Source organism: Sphingobacterium detergens, assembly GCF_003610355.1.
Taxonomy (GTDB): Bacteria; Bacteroidota; Bacteroidia; order Sphingobacteriales; family Sphingobacteriaceae; genus Sphingobacterium; species Sphingobacterium detergens.
Map to the genome: position 1 here is coordinate 931,476 of NZ_RAPY01000001.1, position 26,816 is coordinate 958,291.

Genomic DNA, 26,816 nt, shown 5'->3' on the forward strand with positions numbered 1-26,816 from the left:
TGTCGGGATCAATTACCGAAAACCTTGCTGATATATCACAAATCAAGGCGCTGCCGTTTGTTTATGGCAACCAATATGATTAACAATTGATTAATTCTCCTAATATATTGACAACTATTAAATTATCACAAAAACATGCTCTACGCTCGCCTAATTAGCTTGTAAATTTCAAACCAGAGTACAGATACAGCAGCAACAGCGAGTGCTGTAGTCAATTCAGATCCGCTAAGGGCCGTCACCTCAAAGAAAGAAGCAACTGGTCTACAATATAATATGATAAATAGCAAGATAAGCACAGCACAAGAGATTCCTACCAATAAAAAATTACGGTTCTTAAAGCTTTCGACTATGCTATAATAGAAAGAACGGTTAGCATAGCTCAATAAAATATTCGCGAAGATCAAGGTACAGAATACCATGGCCCTTGTCTTTTCTTCACTCCCACCATGCTGGGCAGTCAACTGATAGCTAAACAAGACTCCGAGTGTGATCGCTATTCCCTGAATGATGCTTATCCCCAGTTCGTTGATGCTCAAAAAAGTCTTTCCCATCGCCCTTGGTGCCTGATTCATCGTGTTTTTTTCGATAGGTTCGTTTTCATATACAATAGAACAGGTAGGTCCCATGACCAGTTCCAGAAAGATCACATGGACGGGGGTAAATATCTGTGGATAGATCCACCCTAAAAATAAGGGTAAGGATACTGTGAGAATAATGGGAATATGAATAGAAATAATATACTGTACGGCCTTTTTGATATTGGTATAAATCCGGCGGCCAGCGGCAATACCAACAATAAGTTTCTGTAGATCATCATTGGTAATGACCAATGATGCCGCTGATTTGGCGATCTCTGTACCTTTGCTGCCCATAGCCACACCAATATGCGCTGCTTTCAATGCCGGACCATCATTTACGCCGTCCCCGAGCATGGCCACAACCTCGCCGTTCTTTTTCAGCGCATTGACAACGGCAAGTTTTGCGTCGGGAAACATTCGGGTGAATAACGTTGTCCGCTCTGCTAGCACTATGATATCACCTTCGGTATTTCCTACTATTTCAGTACCATTCAATGCCGGAGTGTCATTGACAATTCCTGCTTGCAATGCGATCGCTTTTGTTGTTTCAGCATTATCACCTGTGATCACCTTTACTTTAATGCCCGCAGCATAGATGTGCTGAAAGACCTCCCTTATGCCCTGCTTAGGTGGATCATAGAAAACCGTAAGCCCTAAAAACTCAAACTTAAAATCCTGCTGTTTTGCGGGGAAGTCATTTCCTTCAAAATGTGATTTGGCGACACCAAGAATCCGATATCCTTGCCGAGCAAAAGTTTCAATCACCCCTCTTATCTTATCTCTGTCGGCGTCAGAGAGCTGGGAAACGCTAAGTATCGCCTCGGGCGCGCCCTTAGCGGCAATAATCCGCTCCTTTTCGTTATTTTCAAAAAGGTGTGTCATCATGGGCGGTTTACCTTCAAGAGGATATTCATGAAACAGCTGATAACTCCTTCTCAGATCATTTTTTTGCGTTTCTTCGTATATCTTATGTAAAGTGATTTCCATGGGATCAAAAGGCACTGGTTCACTGCTCCACATCGCATAGTCGATAAGTTCATTAAGGGCTTTGTCGTCAAATTCACCTTCGGCATAAACCGTATCGGAACGATAATCATACAGATGTTTTAGTTGCATGATGTTGGCCGTAATGGTACCTGTTTTGTCGGTACAGATTACAGTTGTACTTCCCAAGGTCTCTACAATACTACTCCTTTTTATAATAATGCCCTCGCGCATAAGCTTCCATGCACCCAGCGCCATAAATGTCGTAAATGCGACAGGAATCTCCTCGGGCAGTACAGACATCGCCAATGTCAGCCCATTGAGCAGGCTCCCTACGATATTGTGCGTATTCAGGTAACTGAACAAGCAGACCAGCAGGAAAATAACAAGTCCAACGACAGCCATTGCTTTGACAAATTTCTGGATCTGAATCTGTAAAGGTGAGATTTCTTCTTTAATCGTTCGTATGGATTCGCCAATTTTGCCGACACGTGTCGCCTTGCCTATTTTTTGTACCTGAAAAACAGCAAGTCCCGACACTGTTATTGTGCCGCTATAAACTAAATTATCGGTTGTCGTACTATCCTTGAACACTGAAAAACTCTCTCCAGTGAGGGATGACTCGTTGACAGAAAAATCGTTGCTGTGCACTATAATTCCATCTGCATTTATCATGCGCCCTTCTTCTGTAATACAAAGATCGCCAACAACAATTTCACGTGTAGGAATCTTTACCACCTGTGTATTTCGGATGACCACACTCAGGGGCTCATTTAGTTTTTTAAGCTCTTCCAATGCTTTCTTGCTACGGTTGTCCTGATAAAACGAAATCGCTGTTACTGCCACAATGGCCACCAGCATAAAAGCCGCTTCTGCATAATTTCCCACGATTACGTAGATCAGTGATATAACGATCAACAAAATCAGCATGGGTTCCTTTAAAATCCCCAAAAGCAATTCCAGCCAGGTACTTTTATGGCCTGCCACCAACTGGTTATACCCATATTTTGCCCTGGCCCGATTTACTTCGTCCTGATTGAGACCTTTAAGATGACTTGGGATATTATATGCCATAAAGAAATTGATTAATATAGAAACGATTTTCTACTGACTGTATAAGAAACACTATTTCCCAGAATATGTTCTTCAGAATTTTATAAAGTAGATGTTAGATAGTTATAGCGTGAATCTACTGAGTTATGTGAGCGCAACCTGTTCATCTTTGATTAATATTTTAACCGGGATGTTTAAGTCTGTCTGGATCTTTACGCGTAGTGCCTCCAATGCTGAAGGTTCGCATTAATTGTAGGTTTTACTTTGTCCAATTGAATAGACGATTCATCCTTGGTCCAAAAGTTTTCTATTGTCGATCCAAGTGAACATTGCTTGGTCTTACTATTTGTTTCTGTGGTTTTCATAATAAATTTATTTAATGGTTTTGGTACTAAAGTTAGGCTGATCCAAACTATTAAATCATGATTCCAGCGATATTTAATAATGATAGTGGTCACTTTCATTACAGATAGTGGACCCAATTTCCGATATCAGTCCAATATATAGGGGTTTGATCCGGCGGGAATCTATGATGTACAACGATAAAGTTATATTAAAGGAATTGGCTTAATGCAATCGGCCTTTGATCTACTTATTGTGTTAGCAAAATATAATTTGGACGTAAAGACTCTCCTTGCAAAAAACTGCATTTGGAGGAAGTGATATCTGCGGATGTAATTACTGCAAGAACTTTTCTGACAATAAAGACAATATTTATCCTGATGAAATCAAGCTTTTATTCGAAGATTTGGGAATTGATTATAAAAAAGAATGTGAAGTATGGCATTATTATAATTTAATCCTCCTTTATCATTCAGATCGAAATATATTTCATTATGCTTTTAGGTTCATGACCGCACTAAATTGATTAATTTTAAAAAAAGTCTTGATATATGTCTGATTTCATAGCGCAGCTCCAATATAGAACACCACAAAAAGGTGGAAGAGAGACACCTGCTTTCTCTAAATATAGACCACAGATCAAATTTGATTTTGACGAAATGCAAACTTCTGGTGAGCAAACATTTATCGATAAAGATATTGTGTATCCTGGGGAGGAAGTCAAAGCTACGATCCGGATAGCTGCTGTCATATATTTTAAAGGAAGACTAGCTGAAGGTATGTTGTTTGAATTTCGGGAAGGCCCACGTGTGATTGGTACAGGAAAGATCTTACAAATATTGAATGATACATTAAAAATACGTCATTGATCGAAGTGAACGGTTACGCTCGATCACGCTCAAGCAGGACGGGAATCGGAATGTGATTTAATAAAAAATGCTATTCTGGAAAAGTATGGTCTTCCCTACTCCTCTTTTCGAATAATCAAAAAAAGATCTTTCAAGTTCAAACACCATTATAGGTTTCAGAAGAAGGTAAAACAGATTAAAACCCTAACATTTAAGATGATAATAATCTAAAATAGATAACAAATCCGCTTGTCTAAGCCTTCTTTTTATGAGCTATAGCAATCATTATTGTCATTAAAACAAGAGAGCACAATGATGCATAGAGCGTGCTCAATTCGAGGCCACCTTTTGCAAATGGTTTTGTAAGGAAATCACCAAAAGTTGCTCCAAAAGGTCGTGTAAAAATAAAAGCAATCCAGAATAATAGGATTTGATTGAGTTTGGTGAAGTAATGTAACAGCACCACCAATATGATTATACTACCAGTTACCATAGCCCCATGTAGATAGCTCAGTCCCAAGTTGTCACTTAGAAAATCGCCGAATGCTGTCCCTAAGCTATTGGAGAACAGAACAGCTATCCAAAATAGTAACTCTTTTTTCTTTTCAACAATTGGATATACTTCCAAATTTTTATATTTTCTATACCAAAAGAGTAAACTGGCCACAAGACAGAGCGCTAATATTATACTTCCAAACAGATAACCCATGTGTAGGGTTCGATCAATAAAGTCGGAGATCTCGGTACCTAAAGTAGTCGTACCTATTATAACAAACCAATACTTTACAGGCTCATATTCTTTGGCATTGAGCTGAATCAGCAAGGCGACAACTAAAATGACTAAAGTAATAGCTAAACCTACCACATAGCCGTAATTAAGCGTCATGGAAATGAAATCACCCAGGGTTTCTCCCAAGGTTGTAGCCACCACTTTCATCAACCAAAACGAAAGTGTGATGGGCGCTACTTTATTTAGATACTTCATCTTCTTTTTTAAACAAAGCTATCGTTCAATTTTGAAGAAAGTTAGAATTGGTTAGAACGCTATTTTAGAACGTTTATTCTCTCAATCTGTGCAAATTGATGAAGGAAGAAATTAGTGAATTTATAATTCACATGTTATAGGCTAATTGAAATCGGTATAGAAGAACTTCAACCTTTCAGAAAAGTAAAGTTTGCAAATAAAAAATTTTGTTCACTAATGCAATCCAAACTTTTTATTTGTTCGTAAATGATCTTATAAAACTTTTAGATCATAAATCAAAAAAATAAAGATCATGAAACTCAAATCAATTTTATGGATTACGGCCACCGCGGTAACATTATTGGGAAGTACTTACGTCAGTCAGGCCCAAACAAAGGAAAAAACTGTCATGGTTGGAGGCGCACCAATGTATCCTTCCAAAAACATTATTGAAAATGCGGTCAATTCTAAAGATCACACGACCTTAGTAGCCGCGGTAAAAGCAGCTGGCTTGGTAGAAACCTTAGCGGGCCCCGGTCCTTTTACAGTACTGGCTCCTACGAACAACGCTTTTGCCAAAGTACCTAAAGAAGCGCTCAACAACCTCATGCTGCCCGAAAACAAGGCTAAGTTAACCTCGATATTGACCTATCATGTGATCCCCGGAAAATGGAGCGCTGCACAGATCAGCAAAGCAATTAAAGATGGCAAAGGAATGTATATAGCCAAATCTGTACAGGGCGGCGACCTTACTTTTTGGATGAAAGGAAAAGATGTATATGTGAAAGATGCTCAAGGTAATAGTGCTAAGGTAACGGTTGCTGATGTCAATCAGTCAAATGGGGTGATCCATGTAATCGATGCTGTATTGATGCCCTAAGCATCGCCTTCATACGATTCGATCATTTTACGTATTATGTTGAGACAAGTTTAACAATTCTTTCTTAATCTGATAGCATAGTAGAAATTATAATAAAAAACGAGCAATATCAAATATTGCTCGTTTTATTTTTAAGTCAATTAGGTGAAGATAAGGAGTCAGGACTTAATCTGACAGTTGCAATAAATTTACAACTGAAAAATAGATTAGAGTTATGACAACTTCACACTAGCATAATTTGAACCTAAACTATTCCTAGATTATTATTGCCAATATTTGATTGACAATCTTAAATGTATTAACTGTCATTCGCCAATGCTGGGAGGTCAACTAAACATTTATCTCCAGTTTTAAGCTTTTTGAATTTTTTGCACACTTACACATAGGCTTTTAAATTTTCTTTGACAGCCTAAAAAGTAGCAACAATCCTAATCCCAAAATACTTTGCACGGATTCTATTATTAACCATTGAAATCCAAAATCACCTAAGGGTCCATCTACGACAAGCGTTATTAATCTGGACAAGGCGTAAGAAATCCAAAAAAGTGTAATGAAAATTAGCCCAAGCCTCAGATCCTTTCTTAAAAGATAAATCAAAGCAACTACAATAACCAATCCAACCCCTCCATAAACACCCCTTATAGAGCTTATTGCGTCGTTATTTGGCAATACAGTTGAAACCAATTTCATTGTTGCTTGCGGGCTATACATAGAAAATAATCCTACATATAACACACAAAGGATCGAGAATAAAATATAAATTTTACTACTCACTTTGACAATTTTTTGTGCATTCATCGCTTTATAAATTTTAAGTTTGATGAAGTAAAATTCCCAAAATTGTTTTTCATAAACCTTGATTCATGTCAAGACTTTTTTAATCGTGGTAACGTTTCGGGGCTCATTCGCAAATAATTAGCGATATACCCGTGTGGTATTTCTTGAGATAACCGGGGGAAACTCCGTATTTTTTTATCACCTTTTTTATTTTTATTCTATGAGCTTTATTATCATTTTACTTCCGTTTACATCAATCTCATATTTCCAAAGTTTCCTGTCTACTCTATCAAAGTAATATGTAACTACTCCATTTCCTATTTCGTCTGACACAGTAACAACCCACACATTTCTAATACCATTTTTTTCAGTTTGATAACTACTGCTTGTTACATTCTTTAAATACGCTTTTAGCATACCAGTCTTGCCAGCTGGGTTATAGTTGTATATTGAAATGTCTTGTTTATAATTATTCCTGAGCGGCAACCAGCCAATTAAAATTGGATATAAATTGCTGTCAAAATATTCGTTCCTTGTGGTGTCGCTCACTGAAGATATAGTTTTCTTCGTTTTGTCGTTATAAAAACCCGTCACAACTTCTCCGAAATTCAATACGATATCCCTTTGCATATTATAAGAAGAATGTCTAATTGGCTTTAAAGTTTTTAAGTTTGCAACTGTTGAGTCTACCCAATCCGTTTTCATATTTTTCATAACCACACGTGTTACAACTGTGAGTTTCGATTTATCTTTCACAATTTGGGTATTGACTTTTGCAATTTCGTATTCCGTAGTATCTCTAATTGTATACCAAACCATTTGGTAAGTAGTATTTCTTATCCACTTTTTTTCAAATGATTTTTTAGAGGGGATTAATAGATTTTGTGCATTGCTTGTTAGTGATGTAATAGTCATTAAAGCAAGTAAGATAAATTTCATATTTCTATTTTTTAAAATGTAAATTTTACTGCTCGCTTTGACAATCTTTTGTGCATTCATCGTTTCAAAAATTTTAAGTTTAATGATATAAAATTCTCGAAACTGTTTTTCATAAATCTTGATTTATGTCAAGATTTTTGTACCCACAGCCGAATTTGACCTGACAGATACTATACCGAAAATAATCATTCAGGACACATATCTGGCATTCCCACATATATTTGAGGCAAGTTTCTTGACGGGTACAAAAGTAGCGCAATTCGGCACGGAAATAAGGTTTGATAAGATAGTTGTAGGAAATCTAAAGGTATCGTCAGGCCAGATTTTTTAAGTTAAAAAAGGATATTTGCAGACACAGCATCCCTATTTACGAGTAATACTATTTTGGACATATCTTTTATTTAAATAACTAAGATTCTTCGGAATAATGCGAACTATTTAGCGTACAAAAGCCATTTTTAACAGTAGCCTTTTTATACACAATTTAATTTTTTAGCAAGCGTCCAATTTTATCGAAATACGGTGCTGGATCTTCTAAAAGAGTCGAAGCCTCATAAATAGCTTCTTCGAGTAATTTAACATCTTCAATCATACGATATTGTGCCAGAAATCTTACAGCAGCAAAAGCTCTAGCTTTAATAAATTCCCTGGCTGCTTCTTCATCACTCCCTTCATCTTCCAAATCAAAATAAATTTCGTCATGTTTTTCTACCAGGGCCTGAAGATAGTTCAATTCATCTTGAGAAATATCATCACTTGCCCTTAATTTCAAAATAATATTTTCAGCAGATTTATCTACAGCCAATTCTACCGCTTGATTAGAAAAATCAAGGGTGTACTGATAAACTCTTCTTAAGATTACTTCATCAGAAAGAATATTGAGATCTGCTGATAAATTTTTGTTAACTGATGCTAGTCTATTCATTTTTTACTTTAAACCTCCCACACCGCCGAACACAAACTTGACAAGAGCAATGCGTGAGTTCTACTTCTTTTCTTATGTATTTAGCGGCACTGCTAAATACATAAAAGCCTTCGGACGCTTCGCTACCTCTCCTATTGTTGTATCCATGTAGGTCCCAGTCGGACATTTTTGTTTAATATTTTAGGTCCATTTGAATTTTTGAAAAACTTGTTGCTGTTTTCTGTCGATGTATAGACTGATCTCGTCTTCCCCGAAACCGCTATAATTATAACCTGTAAGTTTACCTATCAACTCGTTGCCGCGTGCTGTGGCGCCTGTAGAGTTTAGTTTCTCGTATATTTTTCGCTCGTGGTTACTGTCACAGTTGGTATATGCTCCGCCTTGAACAAATAAGCCGGTTTCCAGATATTTATCCCTTGTTACCCAATAATTGATAAGCCCTTTCACATAATGATAATATTCAAAAGAAACCCTCTTTCTACGTTCGTTCTGTACCGTAAAATAACTTTTCTTGACCTCTTCGTATGCTTTCTGTGTTAGATAGTCAGTCTTGTTCTGTTCGTATTCTTCCGCAGCTTCTGCGTACCAATCGCTTAAGTTATCAAACGTTTCAATACTGCTTAAGTCTCCGTTAAATTTATATTTTTCTCCTGTCCAATCAAATTTGATAAAATTAAAATCAAACAGCTCATCTTTGAAATTTAAGTCAGGATCGCCATTTCCCCAAACGGTTACAAAATGAACTTTGCCTTCGCCTTTGTTCAGGTCTTTTAAGTCGATTGTCAATAGAGGAAAAAATATGGTCTTGAAAATTGTCGAAGGTGCTTCAAAAACCTCATCAATTATTGGATATAATTTCATAAACAAGTTTTTTTCGTTTATTGTTTGTAATATGTTTTGGGTTCAACCCGCTTGATGCAAAATCCATTTGAATGGTATCTATTCTTCTCTCCATTCAACACCCTGATACATTTTCCCTGTTAATAGATAAAATTGCAGTATTTCTAAACCATCTTTATTATCAACAAGCAATGCCGTAGAGTACTCATCCCTTTGCCCATTTGTCAATATTATTTCCCCGCAATTTCTTTTAAAAAGGTTAGGAAGTTGTCTGCATATAATTCAAATTTCCATTCACCACTCCCGTGTATACTTGTATAAATTGGTGCATCATTTTCCGTTATTTCATTAATGTCTATGCAATACGGATCAGCTCCTGCATCAGCAATTACAACAAAATTCTTTGGCCAATCGGCAATTGATTTATTAGTTACCGGATTAAATGAATAGCCTTCCTGTCTATTTATCAGGTCGGAAGCTCCATATAAATGCAAACCTTGAAAGTATTTTTTGCTGTCAATAAATACGTTTAAAGGCGAGTAGTTTTTAAGGAACAACAAATAATTTTCCGGTAATTTCCATTTTTTCTCTATGTTTAAAATGTCGGTTTCGTCTGCAATAACGAGCCAGTTTGTCGGGTTTGATAGGTCTCGGTTTTTAGCTCTTTCTGTTTCAAGTTTTTTGTTAAGTTTTGAAGCAATTTTTTCAAGTTCTGTTTTTGGGTTCTCTAGCGAAATATGAGTTTTCGGTTCAGGATAGCCACCACCGTCTTGAAAGCCATTTTTCTGCCAGATTTCTATTTCTTCTATTCTTAAATCTGCTACTTTCCAATATCCTGGGTCTTTAGGTAGTTCTCGGTCAAAAGCTTGTTTGCTAAATAATGAGATACTTTTAATTGCTTTTGCACGGATTGAAGTATTAAAACTTTCGTTTTTTAGAATTTCGATCAGTGCCGGAAATGATTTTTTGCCGCTGGTTTTTAATAGCCCGTCAATGCCCCAATAGGTTAATTCAGGTTGAGTGATACACCATTCGAAAAAGTCAGCGTAGTTAGCTTCATCTTCGTTTACAAGTTCTATAATATCCGTCAGCAGAAAATTTCGCCAATGCAAAATTTGTCCATTCCTTGCGTAATCTGTTAAGATATTCAAAACATATTCTCTGTCAGTTGATGAATATTTTTTCAACAATTTTTCTGTCAGTTTGGAAAATTTACCCCCATCTGTTTCATCAATTATTTGTTGACTTAATTTCTGTAAGCTTTTGTCTGTCATAAAATTACTATCAAATTATATCCGTCTCGTCGTCTTTAAACATAATTTGTATAGGATTTTTTGAATTTGATTTCAAGGCAAGTAATTGATTTACTTTATCCAGAAATTCGCTCCCTATGAATATTATAAAGGTCAAATTTAGGATGTTTCCAAAATTTCTCTAATCCAAGTGTGGAGATAACATCAATCTCCGTTGCATATATGGGGTAAATACCTTTAATATAAATATTATATCCGGCACCAATATCAATATTTTCATAGTTACTTTTGTCTCTAAAAATGGATGGTGCAAATACTAAAAAACCGTCCATTTCGGAATCGTTAGCAATCTTTTCCCCAAAATTGATAGGGTTTCCATAGGAAAAAGGGCATTTATTTCGTAGCCAGTTTGCTAAGTAACCCGACACTCTCCCCCAGGCAAAGTCATCTGATCTTACTGTTAATGTAAGTTCGGGCCTTCCATTTCGCCAATCGGGATGATGTCCCAAGGAAAGACCATATGTAAATGATGTAATCATGCCCTTTTCGGGTATATTCTCGTATACAATTGTTGTAACATCCGGAAGATCTTCATCTAAACTGTCTTCTTTAAACAAAAGTGGTGTTTTCTTAAATACGCTATTCAGATGATTTAAGTATCGCTCCGCGGGTGTTGTCTGTTTTTGAAATAGTTTCTTGAACATTTTTTCATTGCCATTTTTAACACCGGACCTAATAGCCGGCCTGACATCAATATAAGGAAGTTTCAGCAAAAAATAAAAAAGAATTTCTACCTTTTGATCGTGTATTCCCATCGAGTATATTCTTTTTCAAATATACTGGACAATTGCAAATATTTTAGCTGATATTTTGCCTAGGAAAATTGATAGTATTTTAAGGGTTTTGCAAAGTAGCGCGTGTATCTGTTATGAACCTTCAAAATTTCTAACTTTATCCAATAATTGGATAAATCGAAGGTCATTCAAAGTTTAATGCTGTCAAAATTTTTATTGTTTTTGCTTTATCGCCATTTAAAGCCTTTTCATACTCAAATACAAGTCCGGTAGTCAGTAATCTTTGATCATCTGTAAGTCCATCAAAACTCATACATTTCTCCGCTATGATATAATCAACCCACTGTCCTTTAATAAATTGTTGTAATTGTCCAAACGCAGGCTTTCCGGCTTCTCTGCCTTCTATCCTTGTTGGAATAATAAAGTCCTGTTGACAATTTTTAGGTTGGTCTGCAATTATTATCCAATCCTCTTCATTAATGCCATAATCTTCAAAGCAACATTCAATCGCATCTTCCATAGTGCAAAAGAAATGATCCCAATCTGCAGAGCTGTCCTGTAAACTGTAATACCCAAAAAGATAAACTCCGCCTTCTGCCTGACAAAGCATAAGTTTTTTTGTTTTTCCGTCTACGTCTTTGAATACTACTTTTCTCATAACATTTTGAAGATGATTAGTTTACTAGGAGTGTTAAACAGTGTTAACAGATATTTTGGATTCATTTACTATAGAATTATTACCTATAATATTTTGACCAAGCTTCGAAATAGGGCTGTAGCTTTTCGCTCAGATTCATCTTGACAAATTGCCTATCAACTCCCCTCTCTGTATATAATATTTCAAGAATACCAATATGCACAATATTGATAATTTCACTATTATGACTTTGTCCAATAAAATTAATATAATCAAATGATCTTTCGACAAAAGGGCTTGTACAATCTGCTATGATCTGGCCACCAAGATATGTCGCAAATTCATTCATAAATAAATATGTTGAGCGATCTGAGAAAAGACTATACTCTCCCATTTCAACGATATCCTTATACTCTGGTACTTTATCAAACAAAACACCGATTAATGTATCAAAAATAAAAACATCAATTTCTTCTAATGGTTTCATATGGAGTTTCAAATATGAGTAAAAATAAGAATTTGTTCTAAATCTGATATATCTCCCAAACCACGCCACCAAATACCAATTTGACAAGAGTCCTGTCTTCAACGAGTGGATGTAGTGCTTCATGTAGTTCCGATTCCTCCAATTTATCTATTCCATATGCCTTATTGGTTAAAATAAATTCGCTCATTTTCCATATTGAAAACTTAATGGGATATTCATTGGTAGGCATAAAGTCAAATTCACATACAATACCTTCTTTCTCTAAACGACAGCCTGCACCATGAAAATGGTATTTGAACTCACCAATATTTCCCGAACGATTCCGGCTACTCTTTTGTTCAAACTCATTAATATCGGGAGAAAACTGGCTTTTGAAGTCTTCTATTAAAGAAACATAGTCCTGTAATACCTTTCTCAAATCTAGTTTAATCATACTCAATCAAGATACAAAATGGATACGTATATTATAGCTTCTGAGTTATATATTTTGTCTTTTGAATCCTGTTTTGTAAATTCAAAAATAGGAAGCCATATTTTAGGGAAGGCGAAAAGATAACCTTTAAAAATTACTATTATTGGACGCGTCATTATGGGAAAAGTTTAGTTATTATTAGATGGAAATGATCATTTATTGCGGGATCCAAGCGAGCGGAAAGAGTTCTTTCTACAAAGAAAATCACTTTAATAGCCATGTTCGAATTTCGATGGATCTCCTCAATACGCGCAATAAAGAAAATAGATTCATCAAAACGTGTTTGGAAAGCCAGCAAGCTTTTGTAGTAGATAATACTAACCCGACCAGGCTAGACCGCTTAAAGTATATTGAAATAGCTAAAGCATATAAATACAAAGTTATCGGCTACTACTTTAGCTCTACCCTGCAGTCCTCGCTGGAAAGAAATCGTACGAGGATAAATAAAGAAAGGATTCCTGATATCGGCATTCGCGGCACGCATAAGAAGTTACAAATACCAGCTCTCGATGAAGGTTTTGACAAATTATATTATGTGTCATTAGATGCAGAAGGATTTATAATTAAAGACTGGCAAAATGAAGTTTGATGATCTAGATAAGAAATTACGTATTTATGAGACTTATCAGGACAGGCAGGTCCTACCTGGAATGTATATGGTCGCGCGGATAGATGGTAGGAATTTTACTAAACTGACAAAAGAAAAACATCCTTTCCAAGCGCCATTCGATGAGAAATTTAGGGATATGATGGTCGAGACAGTCAAACACTTGATGTGCTGCGGGTTTAATATCATATATGGATTTACTGAAAGCGATGAAATCTCGTTGCTATTCCACTTGCATGAGAATACTTTTGGGCGAAAAACCAGAAAACTGATTTCTATCTTGGCTGGTGAAGCAAGTGCCAAATTCTCCTCAATGCTGGGCGATGTCGCTGCTTTCGATTGTAGAATTTCCGAACTGCCCAATTCGCAGCTTGTCGAAGACTATTTCAGATGGCGGAATGAAGATGCGCACAGAAATGCGTTAAATGCACATTGTTACTGGAACCTAAGGCGAGAAGGGCTTAATAAAAATGAAGCTACCAAACGAATTGAAGGTTTTAGTGTTTCGATGAAAAATGAATTGCTGCATACGTATGGCATAAATTTCAATGATCTACCGAACTGGCAAAAGAGAGGAATCGGAATATATTGGGAGAATGTGAAATCAACTGGCATCAATCCGCTATCAAACGAAACAGTCGAGGTAACCCGGAGACAATTGACCGCCGATATGGAACTGCCCATGGGAGACGCCTATAATCGTTATATCGCTGAGCTGATTCAAAAGAACGAAATTCTATAAATCAGGAATATGATGGTACAAATTACAAAGTGGTTATTTGTTACTAATACGATGAAAATTTCCTGGATTCGTAAGACACTATTTCTATTAATTTTATCGATACCGATGTTATCTGAGGCAGTGGGCCAATCCTCTATTTTGGATTCCATACGTAATAACTTAGTTGTGATCAATCATCAATCATTGATTGACTTCTTGCATGCTGATCCAAAGACTAATTTTGTCATTGATGCGATGGGATATTCAGTAAATGAAAAAGACAAGCTCAATCAAAAACTGGCTCACATTAAAAACCAGATTGTTTCTTTTGATTACATAAAAAACGGTGGACAGATCGGTTGTAATCCGAACGATCTCATTGTTATCTGTACAAAGGATTTCCTTAAAAAGAAACGGACAAAATCGATGGGAATAAATAAAAACATAGCCATCGATTCTCTTCCAGAAATGAACGAGGTATTTCCTGAGCCTCCAGATGGCCCAGATGGATTCAAAAATTGGATTATCAGTAATTATAAAGCACCGAGAGCTGCTAAGAACGCAAAAGTAACCGGCAAACTGATCGTTAATTTTACGGTTGAGAAAGATGGTAGTCTTAGTGATTTTCAGATAACAAAAGACACTGGTTATCAAACAGGCGAAGCTCTGATGGAATTGATTAGGCAATCTAGGTCATGGAAACCTGGATATCAAAATGGGCTTGCTGTAAAATGCGGATACACCTTCCCGCTCTTGTTTAGCGCAGGGATGCTAAAATTAGAAAACAAAGCAAGAAAAACTAAATAATTAAGGTGTGGAACAAACCAAATTATTATGGTTAGGAAAAACGTATAAATTTCCTCATAGGGTATATACCTCTATCACGAAAACCAAGATCGAAACAATGGTTAGTTTTGAGGGACTTAGTCTGATGACCCGCCACCACGACGGGTACATTTGTGAGATAGCAAAAACTTTGGATAAAAGACTTCTTTACTGAAAACATATCATACAAAAGGACAATTCGAAGTAGAGTAGTAAGCTATTGTATCCTGGGATACCATTGATAACAGAAGAGCCAAAATCGTATTTCCTAGGATATCTGGAAAAGGTACGACTGGGATATACATTGGCAGCCTATGGGCAGACTCTTCAAAAGTCCGATTTAATCTTTACCGAGCAGATCTAAAAATGCAAAACGAAGAGGATCTTCTTAAAGCGATTAAGACATTGAGATTCCACAAACGTAATATAGATAATGAAGAGAATTAACGCTCCCCTATTTGTACATATCTGTTTTGTAATTTTGGCTTTTTGTGCTTTATTCATAGACCGCGATTGCCTAAGGTACATTACCGAGAATTTAAATTTTACATTTGAATAATTGGAATAACGTTCGCCAACACGTCTTAAAATGGTATATATGCGAAAGCAAATCATTTCTTATTTTAAGTAAACTCTTTAATAGCTTTTGTAAATTTGGTAAAAATCTATTTCGCCCGATTATGGCTGTACCAGTTAACAAAGAAGAATTACGAAAAGCTATTGAAACGAATTACAACAAGCTGAAAAATGAATTATCGACCATACCTGTTGAATTAACTAACATCGCAGATTTAGAAGGACATGCAAAAGATACTACAATGAGTATCAATAACCTTGTTTCTTATTTGATTGGATGGGGAGAATTGGTGCTTAAATGGAATCGCAAAAAAGATATTAATGAGCCAGTAGATTTTCCTGAAACAGGCTATAAGTGGAATGAACTCGGCAAGTTGGCTCAGAAGTTTTACAAAGATTATGAAGGCATTGATTTCAATACATTGTGTAGTAAATCAGATGAAACGGTTTCTAAAATTCTTTATCTAATTGAGCAAAAATCTAATACTGAATTATATGAAGTTCCCTGGTATGAGAAATGGACTTTGGGGAGAATGATTCAGTTTAACACGTCTTCGCCTTATACCAATGCAAGAGGGAGGATTCGTAAGTGGAAAAAAGTACATAACATCAAATAAAAAACCTGCCCAAACGGACAGGATTTAAAAACTTGAAAATCAATCCTGATTACTTCGGATTGCATGAAGATTAATTATCCCTAACTCCATTTTCATAATGATCTTGACTTGCGGAAGTAAATTGCTTTATTGTATCTGCGATCTGATGGCATGAAAACTTTTGCCTATTGTTTTATTATCAAATCAATACCTGCCTGTAGTACCTCGTCCTGATGCTTCCGTATCCCCTCAATAGTGGGATATACAATCTTATCGGGTACAATACCTATCCCCTGTGTTTCGCTTTTATCAGGATAATACACTCCTATACCCGAAAAAGCTGTTGAATAGCCCAGTGGAAGTGGAATCCAACTGATATTGCCGTCCGCTCCCGCTGTCTGAGAGCCAACAACCATAGATCCGGGTATAGTACGAAATGCCATTACCTGAAATTCAGATGCGCTCTGAGCGCGCTCGTTAACCAAGATAACGACTTTACCGGTAAAAGCTTTCGGATTTACAGCACCTGCCTTGACGGGATCAGTGTATTTAAACTGTCCGGGACGCATACCTTTACTCGTCGAAAATATTACAAAGTCTTTTTCTGATGGAAAAATCATATCACGCAATTCATCATGCATGCTCGCCGAAGGATAATTACGATAGTCCAAGATAAGCCCACGTTGTCCTTGCAGGCTGTCTTTTAGCCGTTGGGTATCTGAATCCTTAAAGACACCGATATCGACCACCAAAATGCCGTCTTTCATTTTCCGGATCGCAGGCTTGGGGTCTGCATCCGTATATTTTATTGATTCGATAGCACGTGTGGGGATATAAAAAACCGATTCCCTACCCTCGCGGTGAATCTTCAACATTAATAGGGAATCTGCAGTTCTTAACATCCGACTCGGAAGGTCACGCATTAGTGCACTTTCATTGGAAGCAGCGACATATGGTCCCAATGAATCAATCATATCCGAAACGGGCTTTCCAGCAATCTCCATAATAATATCGCCGACCTGTAACTCCTGCCCAGTTTTGAACTGATCATCTGACAGCCCTGTGACCACCAACTGGTTCTGAATAAAACCGCTCATAAATCCTACAGCGCGTGGACCAAATATATCTTTATGATAGTAGTCTGAAAGGTAAGAAAATGCATGGGTATCATTGATTTTTGAAAAAAGCTTGAGATAAGTTCCATCCAGCGATGCTTTGGTTTTCGCTCCGACAAATAGCGGTATAAAATCTGTCAATACTTGATCCCATGGTTGTGCGGAGAGCTTTTGGTTAGGGTTAAAATATTGCATGGCATTCCAATATCGGAATAACCCTAAAAGTCGAAAACCTACGTCAGAAAGCTGAACAGTTTTATAACTGTATTCATGAAACTGGGGGTTGCCAGCACCTTCAAAATAGTCTATATATTGGTTCGGCACTACTGGTATCACACGGGACAGCGCTGTAAGCTTTTCTTTGAGCTTATTGGTATAGGGCAATTTATCTATCCATTCATTGTTGGCTGCTGCTGCAATTTTTTCTGCAGCAATGGTCGATTGCTCCACAGATGGTTGAAAGGGGCCAAAATGCTGGATCCATTCACTCAAAAGGTATTCGGTACTGGCCTGATCCTTGCTTGCCAGCAGGTTTGGAATAAATTTGAAAAGCTCCGTATCCATATCCCATTCCCCCGAAGTAACGGCAGGATGAAAATATTTTAACATCCCCCAGATCTGAGCTGTATGGGCTAACTTAGCAATATTATCAGTCGTTAGTGAAATTTCCTTCAACTGTGAATTGAAATTATAGATAGTATCTGCTTTGTTTATGCTTGGGTATTGCAGCGCCTTGGTATAATCCTTACCATCTATTTTAAGGGTAAGATCGGCGAACCAGGCTGTCCCTTTACCAACGATAAAGGTCCCAATGGCAATACTCCGTGTTTCCTTTGGTTTTAACTTAAGCCTGACACCAAATGTTTCCCAGTCATGTGTTCCATTCAATTTCTGGGACTCCATATTCTCGACGTCAACTTTGGGTTTTAATTGGAGAAATAATCCGGCAAATCCATCAGGAGCTATATGCTCTGTCTTGATTTTTCCTTCAAAAGCAATTTCCTTCCCTTCTAGGTTTTCAGGGATATTCAGCATCAAAACACCTGAATACCCATTGCTATCGCGTACACTGCTAATTTTTAACTGTGTTTTATCAGCGTCCTTGCTATGTCTTTCAATGGTGAAAGAATAGCCTCGGGACTCTGCTAAGAACCAATCTGCAGGCAGCCCGTTTTTAATAATCTGCTGATCAACATTATAGGATTTGATCTGTTGCGCATAGGTAAAAACTGAAAGTAAGATAGTCAAAACAAAGGTCAACAGAAAAGACAATATTATTTTCTTCATAATACAGGTTTATTATCGAATACAATATAGATAATATACTTATGTTGTAACGTTAAATAATATTAAATTAGAAGTCAAAGGTTCTGAATTAATATAGCCTTTTATTGGCAATTGCAAATCAGGACTTTCCTTCAAGATTCCCGAGGTTAGCATATAATCATATAATTTCGAACAAAGAGATTTACTTTATAAACATCAATAAAAAACTTATTTTTAATATGTACAATAACAGAGGTCTTGATCTTGTCGCTACTAATATTGAAACACTGAAACCAATTGACGAAAACCTCAAAGACTGGATTCTTGACTATGACAGGGCACAAATAGAAAAGCTCTTCTTATAAAATCAGATTACAATTTTGTTTGTGTAAATTGGTACGAAGGAAAAATGGATCGGTATTCAGGAACTTAAATCTAAAAATAGGTGTATGCAAATTATCAGAATAGCTATGACATCGCTTTGCTGCATTTTGGCCAGCATAATTTTTTTAGTTTGCATTAAATGGGACTGGTCACTTATCCTTATGCCCATATTAATGTCATTAGCCGTGTCATTAAGTAATTTTGATAAGATCAGTTTTCCAAAAAAATTGACCGGTATATTGCTACATTGTTTTTTGAGTATTGTCATCTTTGTAATGACAGTTGGCACCACTGTATCTATTCTTTTCCCGATGGGATTGTATACCATGTATATTGGTTCGGCGCTAGCTGCAATACTATTTACACTAAATACAAATGTCATCCTGACTTTTCCAAGGTTTTGGCTTTCAATGGCAATAATAATTGGGCTATCTTTACTGGTATGGCCAATAGCAGAATATATACACGCCCATCCCCTATCTAAATTCACATTCCTAAACGGCCGTGAAAGTATTGTCATCATATGGTCCACACTTGTTGGATTTGGAGTTGCAATAGGTATACATCATAGGAAGTATAATCCCGATGACAATTCATGACTGCGATAAATTGATTGGTTTGCCGGAATGAGCAAAGATATTATCGTAATTGGTTTGGCCCGTGATACAAAAAGGTTGATTACTATTGTAATCCGGGCCGAATGGGTTGAAAACCTGCGAGTCAAGTTTTGCTACAATCCTAAAGTTTGCTCAAAAATAAAGGCTTACTTTGACAAGGAAGAAGCCGGAATGCAGCGATATACAGAACAATTTATAAACGAGATGTTTATCGGCATCCCACAATGGAATACACCTGAATCAAGGTAATGTACATCAAAAGCTACACCGAGTATATTCGAAAATAAAAATTTGCATTAAATCTCAAATTTGGACTTGTCTTGAGATTTTATTCGTTGAGATCGGTCAGTTTTTTGTGGTTGATGCCTACACCCAGTAAGATAGAAATGAAAACGCAAAGCCATACACAAACGATAGTGTAGAATGCTGTTTTAGTCATAAAAAGCAGGCACAACAAGGGAAAAGTTAGTAAAGAAACGAGAAGAAGTGTTCCCCCTAAAACAGCGAAAGATACATTGAGATATCCAGTTCCTCTTTTGCCTATAATACCAAATATCAACCCTAAGATAGGCACGCCAAAGAAGCCAAATACCACTAAGGCATCATTCTGCGGCCAGTGTTTTACTGGAGCAAAAAACACAAAATAGTTGACCGAAAAGTACATCAGCAAAATGTAAGGCAATAGATACTTGAAAACCTTGAATGATTTTCGGCTATTATTTTCGAAAGCAGCATTGCTGATCACCACAGGATTATTGAGCTGTTCAATTATTTCGAAACTTTCATCTGCATTTTTCTGTGCATAGCCCATTACCGAAATTGTATCACCTATTTTTAGCGTTCTTTCGCTGTGTTTTACATCATCCTCTCCATATTTGATGTTATGAACTGTGTCTGTTTTAACTGGTAAAAATGAGAGGTTAAATCGCTGTGAAGTCACCTTGATTGTTCCTGTACTATCCGTGATAACAAAGTCTTGAAATTCTTCTTCAATGGTTGCATTGTTTTCATGTTCTGTACCTGTTTCACTGTCGTAAGTTACGTTTGCCTTTTTATAATGGTAGCCAATACATTCTTGCTTAAAGTATGGCGTGGTAAAGGTTTCGGGAGCAGTGATCGTACCGCGTAACTTAACTAACCCCTCCTTAATGGCATTGATCGGCGTCAACGTGGTTTTAATAAGCTTAATTGAAGTTTTGCTGGCAAACCAAACTATAATTGCACCGATAATCGGTACAATGGCAACCATTAAGCGACTGAAAAAAAGAATGACAATAAGCAGCACAAAAAGCGCGAATACGATCAAATATAATTTCTTCATCAGAGTTTCATAATGTGTCTACTAGTTCTTTGACAGTTTTCAATCGCGTCTTCCATAGTGCAAAAAAAATGATCCCAATCTGCAGGACTGTCCTATAAGCTGAATTATTACCTATAATATTTTGACTTCCTTATAGCTAGATTATTCATGTGCTATCAAGGTACAAAATAGGTATGGAAATTATAGTTACTGAGTTATATATTTTGTCTATTTAAATCCTCTTTTGTAAATTCAATGGTCTTATTATTAAAATAAAATCGATTATGTATAAATTATCTCTAATTATTTTTCTTACTATCTGTTGCCTAACTAGTAGCTTTGCCCAATCCACTACCAACTCTGCAAATAATGAAATACATAACACTTTCTCGTATGCCTATATACGTGTAGAAGGAAAATTCCTATCAAAAAAACTAAAGGTGAAAGTTGACTTAGGTGACTCAGATGAACAGATCGCGGAAGGTGAAAAGCTTTCCGAAATATTGACCAATAAAAAGTCGTATGCTTCCATATTGAATTATATGTCTAAAATTGGCTATGAATTAGTAAATACATTCGATCTAACTGATAACTATAACGGCTCCGGCGGAACTTCTGGAATTATTTATATTATGAAAAAAGCTGAAGAGAATTAACGATCACTCTTGAAATGCAATTTAGTAAACTTATTATTGCCGCAATTATAACTATAGCAGCTGGACTATATATAGTTATTACATCCAAATTATCCTTATGCATTACATCTCCTTCATAGGGATGCAAAATCAAATTCAGAAGTAGATTTTTTTCATTTACTGATTTTGAATATATTTAACAGTGGAGGGAACTTAGTAGAATGAAGAACTATGCCAACAGTATTGCTTATGAAAAATATTTGGAACAATACAATTACATTTTTGAAAAGACCTATTTTATAAAACAAGCAATCCATTCTTTGACAGAAAACATCAAATTGATTATAGACAATTACAATCATTCTTATGATATCACACACAATTATGGAAAATCAATTAGTTGTCAAAATATAACACTGCAAGACAAATCCGGTAATGAAATATTTACTGCTAGATATGCGTTTGGGAAATTATTCCATCAATATATCAAGCATTCAAACAACAATGAGTACTTTATTGTGGGTAATGACTTGATGGAGTTTTCTATTTTTAACATTACAAAAAGCGAAGAATATAAATTTGTTAGTGAATGTCGGATTGACGAAGAATCGGATGAAGATTGTGACAATGAATTCTGGTATATAAAAGAATGGATTTATAATCCAATAAATAATCTCATTGCAATTAACGGACAAGATTTGATGAACTGCGCTACGATAACAGTTGGTGATTTTACTAATCCGGAGATGCTCCCCTTAACGTTTAAAAATCTCCATAAGGTATTAGCTGACCAATATGGAGACGGAACCTGCAACGCGATACGTTGGACAGATAGAAATTGTTTGGAGCTCGAAGTCTGTGAAGAGAATACAAGGACCATAAGTTTGACCGAGCAGGAAATTGTTAGCATATTGGGGACAAAGTAGGAACACTAATATGGTTACTAAGCGATAGATAAGGACCAACCGAAATCACAGACTTCGAGGCCTGCCCCTATCAAACTTTTATCTGACACAATTGGTGTTACCCTCCCGGTACTGCGCAACATATTATTATATTAAATCATTTTGTAAACGATATTCCATTTACATTATGCAGGGTTTTAAATTGGTTTGCATAACCTTATAAGCTTTTCTAGCAGCTCTTCAAGGTCAACCTTACAATGTATTATCTGTCGGCTCAAAATTTGATATTTCGTCGTATTTAGGCTTAACCACCACGTTTCCTTTTAGATTGATAAGCCCTATTTTGAAATGGGATAACTGTTCGTTACTATTACTGATATCGCGAAACTGGATTAAACCAAATTGGTATGACATGTATTTTCGACCTTTGTTTTGGCTAGCATCAAAAGGTATTTGTTTGTTTAAACCGACAAGTCCCAATGGTTCGCCGCCAGCATTCATTAAGGCAAACAAACCATTTCCTAAGTCGGCAAGCCCTTTATCTTCTTTTTCAAGGGATAAAATCTTCTTTCCTTGGGCATTGATAATTAGGGTTTCACCTGGATTTTTAACGCTAATAGCCAAAAGATGTTTACTGTCTAAAAGTACGAGCTGTTTCCAATTGTAACCCAGCACAAATTCTCCCTTGGTATTAATCAAGGCGTGGTCCAATTCCCCGTCGTCTTTATTGTCAAACCTCGCTACTACCGCCATACCATCATAAAATTCGGTCGCTTTGGCCAGACCTAGCTTTACCACCTCTTTTCCGCTTGTATTGACATAGCCATAGTTGGGATAAAACTCTTTAAAATTCTTATCTTCCTTATAAACCATAACCCTGGCTAAACCATTGTTAAAGCTTGAAATCTCTTTATAAATTGGCGACGTGACCATTTGACCCTTGGTATTCATTAGTCCAAGGAGCAACTCTCCTTCTGGCAGCCAAAAGCTGAACAAGCCATTCGAAAAAGTATCATCTATATCATATTTGGCATCCGTAACTATTTCGCCTTTCAGGTTGATGATCCTGCCAATGCTACTTTTATTATATTTTTTGGAAGTATATTTCTCCCACACTTGCGCAAACCCGTTTTCAAAGGCTTTTGCATTTGCATATTGAAGCTTAATCACTTCTTCGCCTTTTAAATTGATGTAGCCATACAGGTCATTTTTAGCCACTACTGCTAGTCCTTGTGAAAAATGTCCTATCTTATCATATACTGGCTGTACCACTATTTTTCCGCTGGTATTGATAAAACCCCATTTACCATTTATCTCAACGCCCGCAATTCCTTCATTAAAAAAAGTGGTATTCGTAAACTGAACAGGAATAACCAATGCACCGGATGTATCGCAATAGCCCCATTTGCCCATTCCTTCTTTTTTTATATCGACGGTTTTGTATTGCTCATTACGCTTGACAGAATCTTTTGGGCTTACGTTCGATGGTGAAACTAGCAATACTGGAGCGGCATCAGGCACATACTTACCTATATTTACGGGCACAAGGTTATTTCCCCAAGAACCGGCATCGTCATAAACAAGAGGAATTACCTCACGACCAAAAGCATCAATAAATCCACATTTTCCATCTAGACGAACCAAGGCCAAGTGCTTTTTTTCTTTTTGTGCAAATGCGACCGAATAATACCCGATCAATAGCAATAACAACAATGGAAATTTCATATAAGAAGTTGTTTATAGAAATTAAATCTACTTAATTTATCTGTCCCGTCCAACCGTAGCCTAACGCACAGCTTTTGCCCCGTATTTCTCGCTACATACGAATCCCACAATTAACATATTTTATTTACCCCTTCTTTAAGGCTGGAAAATAGTGCATGAATCTAAGGCCAACAACGTTCTTGCTGTGCTTATAGCTATCATTAAAAGTAACCTGCCTTAATTATAACCCAACCGCAAAAGCTTCAAAAATGAAACTGAGTCAATGTAATGTAGATAATATAGCAACCGCAAATGGATGGGCTTGATGATATTTGTATTTCAGAGCTTGCATATCAAATATTGGGGAACCGAAAAATCACAATTCGAAAAAATAATGCAGGATTTCGGATTGTTGGAGGTGAAAGGCTTGAGTTTATTGACTAGTAGCACAAGATACGCGAACCGCTCCGCCTTCATGTCAAAGATTGCGTTGATATAGCTGAGCTGAACCAGCCTTTTCGCGCAAAATTCGTATGAAACCGTTAACGCATTGAACTAATTATTTTTTATTTTTACCTTATGAGTGAATATAATATTTCTCTTGTACCGAAAGTGTCCAGGTGTACTTTTGATAAAGCTTTTATTAGGGATATCTTAAAGTGGTTAGCTTCGAAAGATATCGTCAAATCTGAATTATCGGATTGCACATTGGGCAACCTTGGATCTCATATATAGTGATCATGGAATATTCCCGCCATGCCCCTGGCATATTGGTCGATAACTGTATTAAAATTATGGGATTGAATCTTAAAGAGACTCAAGCATATTACATATAAAAATTAAATGGTTCACATTATAGGAATAGTTATCTCATCTTTTCTCGCGTCGCTTCTTTTTACAAAAAAGGGCAAATCAGTTGCTGATTTTATCTTAGGGCTATGGCTGATTGTAATTGCCTTCCATTTAGTTTGTTATTATTTGTTGGTTTCAGGTATTTATCTCGATTTCCCTTATTTTCTGGGAATGGAAATCCCGTTGCCACTTGTTCATAGTCCATTTTTTTATTTATACGTTGCTACTTTAACTAATCAAAGAAGTAGAAAGTTACATTGGTCTATCCATTTCATTCCTGTATCTATGGCATTTCTTTTATTGTCAGGTTTTCTTATCCTTCCATTTGAGCAAAAGATTGTAGTATATCAAAATCATGGCTTTGGATATGAAGATCTTGTTTCAGCCATACAGATCCCGATCATACCTTCAGGCATAATTTATATATCTTTTTCACTATTACTACTAAAAAGACACCATATCAATATCCAACGACAATTTTCCTATTCTGAAAAAATAAACCTGGACTGGCTCGTATATCTCACTATTGGAATGATTGTTATTTGGATATCGATTATATTCGGAAACGATATTTCCACTTTTTTTCTAGTTGATTTATTCGTTTTATTTATCGGTTATTTCGGGGTAAAACAGGTTGGCATTTTCAATAATCAATTAATAACGATTAATACTGATACAATAGAAGCCGAAAATATAGAGGAAATGTCTGATCCTGAAACTAAAAACCCTGATGACAATGAAAAAGTTAAATATCAGAAAACACCTATTAGCGATGAATTGATGTTGAAGATTCACAAGGAATTATCCCTGTTAATGCTAACAGAAAGACTTTTTAAAGAACCCGAACTAAACCTGAGTGAAGTAGCAAAACGACTAAATATTCATAGTAATACCTTATCCCAGGTAATTAATTCAATGGAACAAAGAAACTTCTATGACTACATCAATGATTTCCGTGTCAAAGAGTTTCAACGTATTGTTATATTGCCCGAAAATAACAAATATACACTCCTCTCTTTGGCATTCGAAGTAGGATTTAATTCTAAAACATCATTCAACCGAAATTTTAAGAAGGCAACTGGACTTTCTCCAACGCAATTTTGTCAACAAGAAAAAATACAATTAAGTAATCGGATATAAAAAAGTATCACCTTACCTTTTGGAGCGATTGAGAGATGGATTATTACTTCTTTTGAAGCTCAAATTGTACTTAAATGCTAAGAAAAATATTATGGTTATTGGTGGCTGTATTAGCACTGATAATTGGTCTTTATCCAAGTTTATACTTTATAGGAGAAAGTAAAACAGGTATATTGAAAACTAAACCTGATGAGGTATTTCTTAATCCGTTTTGGAATCTGAGCTTTTATACGCACATCATTCTTGGGGGGCTTGCCTTGCTTATTGGATGGCTGCAATTCAACCACAAAATCAGAAGCAAAAATGTCATGCTTCACAGACAAATCGGTAAAGTGTACATAACCGCTGTATTATTGAGTTCGGTTACAGGATTTCATATTGCCTTTTATGCAACAGCAGGACTGTATGCGGCTTTTGGTTTTATGACCCTTAGCGTTATTTGGTTTTATACAACTTTAATGGCATTTCTAACTATCAAGAGGCGTCAATTGCTACCACACAGGAATATGATGATTTATAGTTATGCTTGTTGTTTTGCAGCTGTTACACTAAGACTTTGGCTCCCCTTCTTGAATGCAATACTAGGTGATTTTGAAACCGCATATATTGTTGTAGCATGGTGGTGTTGGATACCAAATTTGGCTGTTGCCTATTTTTTGATTCAAAAGTCTACCAAAGTAATATTAGATAAGAATATGGATACGGGGATGACCCTTTAGGATTATACATCGCCATTATAATGAGTCTAAGTTTATTTTCGATTCAAGGAAAATGACACACCTCATTAGCTTACTAGCAAT

The 26,816-nt window shown here is 36.3% G+C and carries 28 protein-coding genes; 12 read left to right on the forward strand and 16 right to left on the reverse strand.

The genetic code is table 11. The features are described from left to right. Positions 1 to 140: 140 nt before the first annotated feature. Positions 141 to 2,636, reverse strand: coding sequence for a cation-translocating P-type ATPase (locus DFQ12_RS04010; RefSeq protein ID WP_120257718.1), 2,496 nt, complete (start codon positions 2,634 to 2,636; stop codon positions 141 to 143). Positions 2,637 to 2,827: 191 nt separating this feature from the next. Then, positions 2,828 to 2,980: a hypothetical protein gene (locus DFQ12_RS28070; RefSeq protein ID WP_167457189.1), complete on the reverse strand. Its 153-nt coding sequence runs from the start codon at positions 2,978 to 2,980 to the stop codon at positions 2,828 to 2,830. Between the two features lie 528 nt (positions 2,981 to 3,508). On the opposite strand from DFQ12_RS28070, the gene DFQ12_RS04020 reads away from it, so the two are divergent. Then, positions 3,509 to 3,826: an EF-Tu C-terminal domain-related protein gene (locus DFQ12_RS04020; protein WP_120257720.1), complete on the forward strand. Its 318-nt coding sequence runs from the start codon at positions 3,509 to 3,511 to the stop codon at positions 3,824 to 3,826. Between the two features lie 232 nt (positions 3,827 to 4,058). On the opposite strand, the gene DFQ12_RS04025 is transcribed toward DFQ12_RS04020, so the two are convergent. Next, complete coding sequence (locus DFQ12_RS04025; RefSeq protein WP_120257721.1) at positions 4,059 to 4,790, reverse strand: COG4705 family protein; 732 nt, start codon at positions 4,788 to 4,790, stop codon at positions 4,059 to 4,061. Positions 4,791 to 5,082: 292 nt separating this feature from the next. Here DFQ12_RS04025 and DFQ12_RS04030 point away from each other — a divergent pair, with 292 nt between their 5' ends. Next, positions 5,083 to 5,649 carry a fasciclin domain-containing protein gene (locus DFQ12_RS04030; RefSeq protein ID WP_120257722.1) on the forward strand — a complete coding sequence of 189 codons (567 nt, stop codon included), beginning with the start codon at positions 5,083 to 5,085 and terminating at the stop codon, positions 5,647 to 5,649. A 390-nt stretch (positions 5,650 to 6,039) separates the two neighbouring features. Here DFQ12_RS04030 and DFQ12_RS04035 read toward each other — a convergent pair whose 3' ends face one another. The 9 genes from DFQ12_RS04035 to DFQ12_RS04080 all read right to left on the reverse strand — a co-directional run bounded on the left by DFQ12_RS04035 (position 6,040) and on the right by DFQ12_RS04080 (position 12,734). Further along, positions 6,040 to 6,447 carry a DUF4345 domain-containing protein gene (locus DFQ12_RS04035; protein WP_120257723.1) on the reverse strand — a complete coding sequence of 136 codons (408 nt, stop codon included), beginning with the start codon at positions 6,445 to 6,447 and terminating at the stop codon, positions 6,040 to 6,042. A gap of 192 nt (positions 6,448 to 6,639) precedes the next feature. Beyond that, positions 6,640 to 7,425 carry a DUF3108 domain-containing protein gene (locus DFQ12_RS04040; protein WP_208642430.1) on the reverse strand — a complete coding sequence of 262 codons (786 nt, stop codon included), beginning with the start codon at positions 7,423 to 7,425 and terminating at the stop codon, positions 6,640 to 6,642. A gap of 424 nt (positions 7,426 to 7,849) precedes the next feature. Next, positions 7,850 to 8,290 (reverse strand): hypothetical protein, encoded by a 441-nt coding sequence (locus DFQ12_RS04050; protein WP_120257725.1) that lies wholly within the window; start codon positions 8,288 to 8,290, stop codon positions 7,850 to 7,852. Between the two features lie 180 nt (positions 8,291 to 8,470). Then, positions 8,471 to 9,151, reverse strand: coding sequence for a hypothetical protein (locus DFQ12_RS04055; RefSeq protein ID WP_120257726.1), 681 nt, complete (start codon positions 9,149 to 9,151; stop codon positions 8,471 to 8,473). 209 nt (positions 9,152 to 9,360) lie between these two features. Then, complete coding sequence (locus DFQ12_RS04060; protein WP_120257727.1) at positions 9,361 to 10,404, reverse strand: SMI1/KNR4 family protein; 1,044 nt, start codon at positions 10,402 to 10,404, stop codon at positions 9,361 to 9,363. A gap of 95 nt (positions 10,405 to 10,499) precedes the next feature. Beyond that, a complete protein-coding gene (locus DFQ12_RS04065; protein ID WP_208642431.1) occupies positions 10,500 to 11,198 on the reverse strand; it encodes a suppressor of fused domain protein in 699 nt (232 codons plus the stop codon). Between the two features lie 163 nt (positions 11,199 to 11,361). After that, positions 11,362 to 11,835, reverse strand: a complete 474-nt coding sequence (locus DFQ12_RS04070) for a hypothetical protein (protein ID WP_120257728.1) — start codon at positions 11,833 to 11,835, stop codon at positions 11,362 to 11,364. A 79-nt stretch (positions 11,836 to 11,914) separates the two neighbouring features. Then, positions 11,915 to 12,301, reverse strand: a complete 387-nt coding sequence (locus DFQ12_RS04075; protein WP_120257729.1) for a DUF7674 family protein — start codon at positions 12,299 to 12,301, stop codon at positions 11,915 to 11,917. A 37-nt stretch (positions 12,302 to 12,338) separates the two neighbouring features. Then, a complete protein-coding gene (locus DFQ12_RS04080) occupies positions 12,339 to 12,734 on the reverse strand; it encodes a DUF6896 domain-containing protein (RefSeq protein ID WP_120257730.1) in 396 nt (131 codons plus the stop codon). Between the two features lie 181 nt (positions 12,735 to 12,915). Here DFQ12_RS04080 and DFQ12_RS04085 point away from each other — a divergent pair, with 181 nt between their 5' ends. The 4 genes from DFQ12_RS04085 to DFQ12_RS04100 all read left to right on the forward strand — a co-directional run bounded on the left by DFQ12_RS04085 (position 12,916) and on the right by DFQ12_RS04100 (position 16,119). Next, positions 12,916 to 13,362: an AAA family ATPase gene (locus DFQ12_RS04085; RefSeq protein ID WP_120257731.1), complete on the forward strand. Its 447-nt coding sequence runs from the start codon at positions 12,916 to 12,918 to the stop codon at positions 13,360 to 13,362. Next, positions 13,352 to 14,122 (forward strand): tRNA(His) guanylyltransferase Thg1 family protein, encoded by a 771-nt coding sequence (locus tag DFQ12_RS04090; RefSeq protein ID WP_120257732.1) that lies wholly within the window; start codon positions 13,352 to 13,354, stop codon positions 14,120 to 14,122. Before DFQ12_RS04085 ends, DFQ12_RS04090 begins: the two co-directional genes overlap by 11 nt. A gap of 9 nt (positions 14,123 to 14,131) precedes the next feature. Beyond that, positions 14,132 to 14,908, forward strand: a complete 777-nt coding sequence (locus tag DFQ12_RS04095; protein WP_120257733.1) for an energy transducer TonB — start codon at positions 14,132 to 14,134, stop codon at positions 14,906 to 14,908. A 698-nt stretch (positions 14,909 to 15,606) separates the two neighbouring features. Next, the gene (locus DFQ12_RS04100) at positions 15,607 to 16,119 is read left to right on the forward strand and encodes a ClbS/DfsB family four-helix bundle protein (RefSeq protein ID WP_120257734.1); all 513 of its coding nucleotides are present in this window, start codon (positions 15,607 to 15,609) and stop codon (positions 16,117 to 16,119) included. Positions 16,120 to 16,283: 164 nt separating this feature from the next. On the opposite strand, the gene DFQ12_RS04105 is transcribed toward DFQ12_RS04100, so the two are convergent. Beyond that, the gene (locus DFQ12_RS04105) at positions 16,284 to 18,500 is read right to left on the reverse strand and encodes a S41 family peptidase (protein WP_120257735.1); all 2,217 of its coding nucleotides are present in this window, start codon (positions 18,498 to 18,500) and stop codon (positions 16,284 to 16,286) included. 104 nt (positions 18,501 to 18,604) lie between these two features. Between DFQ12_RS04105 and DFQ12_RS28620 the strand changes: the two genes are divergently transcribed. Beyond that, positions 18,605 to 18,844 (forward strand): DUF3885 domain-containing protein, encoded by a 240-nt coding sequence (locus tag DFQ12_RS28620; protein WP_425275569.1) that lies wholly within the window; start codon positions 18,605 to 18,607, stop codon positions 18,842 to 18,844. Positions 18,845 to 18,900: 56 nt separating this feature from the next. On the opposite strand, the gene DFQ12_RS04115 is transcribed toward DFQ12_RS28620, so the two are convergent. Then, on the reverse strand, positions 18,901 to 19,386 hold the full coding sequence (locus DFQ12_RS04115; protein WP_120257737.1) for a hypothetical protein: 486 nt from the start codon (positions 19,384 to 19,386) through the stop codon (positions 18,901 to 18,903). A gap of 103 nt (positions 19,387 to 19,489) precedes the next feature. On the opposite strand from DFQ12_RS04115, the gene DFQ12_RS04120 reads away from it, so the two are divergent. After that, positions 19,490 to 19,729, forward strand: a complete 240-nt coding sequence (locus tag DFQ12_RS04120) for a hypothetical protein (RefSeq protein WP_120257738.1) — start codon at positions 19,490 to 19,492, stop codon at positions 19,727 to 19,729. 79 nt (positions 19,730 to 19,808) lie between these two features. On the opposite strand, the gene DFQ12_RS04125 is transcribed toward DFQ12_RS04120, so the two are convergent. Continuing rightward, positions 19,809 to 20,801 carry a hypothetical protein gene (locus tag DFQ12_RS04125; RefSeq protein WP_120257739.1) on the reverse strand — a complete coding sequence of 331 codons (993 nt, stop codon included), beginning with the start codon at positions 20,799 to 20,801 and terminating at the stop codon, positions 19,809 to 19,811. 419 nt (positions 20,802 to 21,220) lie between these two features. On the opposite strand from DFQ12_RS04125, the gene DFQ12_RS27900 reads away from it, so the two are divergent. Together DFQ12_RS27900 and DFQ12_RS04135 are read left to right on the forward strand one after the other, a co-directional pair. Beyond that, the gene (locus tag DFQ12_RS27900; protein ID WP_147420323.1) at positions 21,221 to 21,436 is read left to right on the forward strand and encodes a hypothetical protein; all 216 of its coding nucleotides are present in this window, start codon (positions 21,221 to 21,223) and stop codon (positions 21,434 to 21,436) included. Positions 21,437 to 21,636: 200 nt separating this feature from the next. Next, the gene (locus DFQ12_RS04135) at positions 21,637 to 22,341 is read left to right on the forward strand and encodes a hypothetical protein (protein ID WP_120257741.1); all 705 of its coding nucleotides are present in this window, start codon (positions 21,637 to 21,639) and stop codon (positions 22,339 to 22,341) included. 231 nt (positions 22,342 to 22,572) lie between these two features. On the opposite strand, the gene DFQ12_RS04140 is transcribed toward DFQ12_RS04135, so the two are convergent. Further along, positions 22,573 to 24,045 (reverse strand): WG repeat-containing protein, encoded by a 1,473-nt coding sequence (locus DFQ12_RS04140; RefSeq protein WP_120257742.1) that lies wholly within the window; start codon positions 24,043 to 24,045, stop codon positions 22,573 to 22,575. 822 nt (positions 24,046 to 24,867) lie between these two features. Between DFQ12_RS04140 and DFQ12_RS04150 the strand changes: the two genes are divergently transcribed. Together DFQ12_RS04150 and DFQ12_RS04155 are read left to right on the forward strand one after the other, a co-directional pair. Continuing rightward, a complete protein-coding gene (locus DFQ12_RS04150) occupies positions 24,868 to 26,016 on the forward strand; it encodes a helix-turn-helix domain-containing protein (protein WP_120257744.1) in 1,149 nt (382 codons plus the stop codon). Positions 26,017 to 26,090: 74 nt separating this feature from the next. Then, a complete protein-coding gene (locus DFQ12_RS04155) occupies positions 26,091 to 26,735 on the forward strand; it encodes a DUF2306 domain-containing protein (RefSeq protein ID WP_120257745.1) in 645 nt (214 codons plus the stop codon). The last annotated feature ends 81 nt before the right edge of the window (positions 26,736 to 26,816 follow it).

What these genes read in the sequence shown, in the direction of transcription:
- DFQ12_RS04095 (WP_120257733.1), top strand. Translation starts at nt 14,132, where the DNA reads ATGATGGTACAAATTACAAAGTGGTTATTTGTTACTAATACGATGAAA.
- DFQ12_RS04030 (WP_120257722.1), top strand. Translation starts at nt 5,083, where the DNA reads ATGAAACTCAAATCAATTTTATGGATTACGGCCACCGCGGTAACATTA.
- DFQ12_RS04150 (WP_120257744.1), top strand. Translation starts at nt 24,868, where the DNA reads ATGGTTCACATTATAGGAATAGTTATCTCATCTTTTCTCGCGTCGCTT.
- DFQ12_RS28070 (WP_167457189.1), bottom strand. Translation starts at nt 2,980, where the DNA reads ATGAAAACCACAGAAACAAATAGTAAGACCAAGCAATGTTCACTTGGA.
- DFQ12_RS04155 (WP_120257745.1), top strand. Translation starts at nt 26,091, where the DNA reads ATGCTAAGAAAAATATTATGGTTATTGGTGGCTGTATTAGCACTGATA.
- DFQ12_RS04075 (WP_120257729.1), bottom strand. Translation starts at nt 12,301, where the DNA reads ATGAAACCATTAGAAGAAATTGATGTTTTTATTTTTGATACATTAATC.
- DFQ12_RS04085 (WP_120257731.1), top strand. Translation starts at nt 12,916, where the DNA reads ATGGAAATGATCATTTATTGCGGGATCCAAGCGAGCGGAAAGAGTTCT.
- DFQ12_RS04035 (WP_120257723.1), bottom strand. Translation starts at nt 6,447, where the DNA reads ATGAATGCACAAAAAATTGTCAAAGTGAGTAGTAAAATTTATATTTTA.
- DFQ12_RS04090 (WP_120257732.1), top strand. Translation starts at nt 13,352, where the DNA reads ATGAAGTTTGATGATCTAGATAAGAAATTACGTATTTATGAGACTTAT.
- DFQ12_RS04025 (WP_120257721.1), bottom strand. Translation starts at nt 4,790, where the DNA reads ATGAAGTATCTAAATAAAGTAGCGCCCATCACACTTTCGTTTTGGTTG.
- DFQ12_RS04040 (WP_208642430.1), bottom strand. Translation starts at nt 7,425, where the DNA reads ATGAATGCACAAAAGATTGTCAAAGCGAGCAGTAAAATTTACATTTTA.
- DFQ12_RS04065 (WP_208642431.1), bottom strand. Translation starts at nt 11,198, where the DNA reads ATGGGAATACACGATCAAAAGGTAGAAATTCTTTTTTATTTTTTGCTG.
- DFQ12_RS04120 (WP_120257738.1), top strand. Translation starts at nt 19,490, where the DNA reads ATGAGCAAAGATATTATCGTAATTGGTTTGGCCCGTGATACAAAAAGG.
- DFQ12_RS04080 (WP_120257730.1), bottom strand. Translation starts at nt 12,734, where the DNA reads ATGATTAAACTAGATTTGAGAAAGGTATTACAGGACTATGTTTCTTTA.
- DFQ12_RS04050 (WP_120257725.1), bottom strand. Translation starts at nt 8,290, where the DNA reads ATGAATAGACTAGCATCAGTTAACAAAAATTTATCAGCAGATCTCAAT.
- DFQ12_RS04140 (WP_120257742.1), bottom strand. Translation starts at nt 24,045, where the DNA reads ATGAAATTTCCATTGTTGTTATTGCTATTGATCGGGTATTATTCGGTC.
- DFQ12_RS04125 (WP_120257739.1), bottom strand. Translation starts at nt 20,801, where the DNA reads ATGAAGAAATTATATTTGATCGTATTCGCGCTTTTTGTGCTGCTTATT.
- DFQ12_RS04105 (WP_120257735.1), bottom strand. Translation starts at nt 18,500, where the DNA reads ATGAAGAAAATAATATTGTCTTTTCTGTTGACCTTTGTTTTGACTATC.
- DFQ12_RS04100 (WP_120257734.1), top strand. Translation starts at nt 15,607, where the DNA reads ATGGCTGTACCAGTTAACAAAGAAGAATTACGAAAAGCTATTGAAACG.
- DFQ12_RS04115 (WP_120257737.1), bottom strand. Translation starts at nt 19,386, where the DNA reads ATGATGACAATACTTTCACGGCCGTTTAGGAATGTGAATTTAGATAGG.
- DFQ12_RS04010 (WP_120257718.1), bottom strand. Translation starts at nt 2,636, where the DNA reads ATGGCATATAATATCCCAAGTCATCTTAAAGGTCTCAATCAGGACGAA.
- DFQ12_RS04135 (WP_120257741.1), top strand. Translation starts at nt 21,637, where the DNA reads ATGAAGAACTATGCCAACAGTATTGCTTATGAAAAATATTTGGAACAA.
- DFQ12_RS04060 (WP_120257727.1), bottom strand. Translation starts at nt 10,404, where the DNA reads ATGACAGACAAAAGCTTACAGAAATTAAGTCAACAAATAATTGATGAA.
- DFQ12_RS04055 (WP_120257726.1), bottom strand. Translation starts at nt 9,151, where the DNA reads ATGAAATTATATCCAATAATTGATGAGGTTTTTGAAGCACCTTCGACA.
- DFQ12_RS04020 (WP_120257720.1), top strand. Translation starts at nt 3,509, where the DNA reads ATGTCTGATTTCATAGCGCAGCTCCAATATAGAACACCACAAAAAGGT.
- DFQ12_RS04070 (WP_120257728.1), bottom strand. Translation starts at nt 11,835, where the DNA reads ATGAGAAAAGTAGTATTCAAAGACGTAGACGGAAAAACAAAAAAACTT.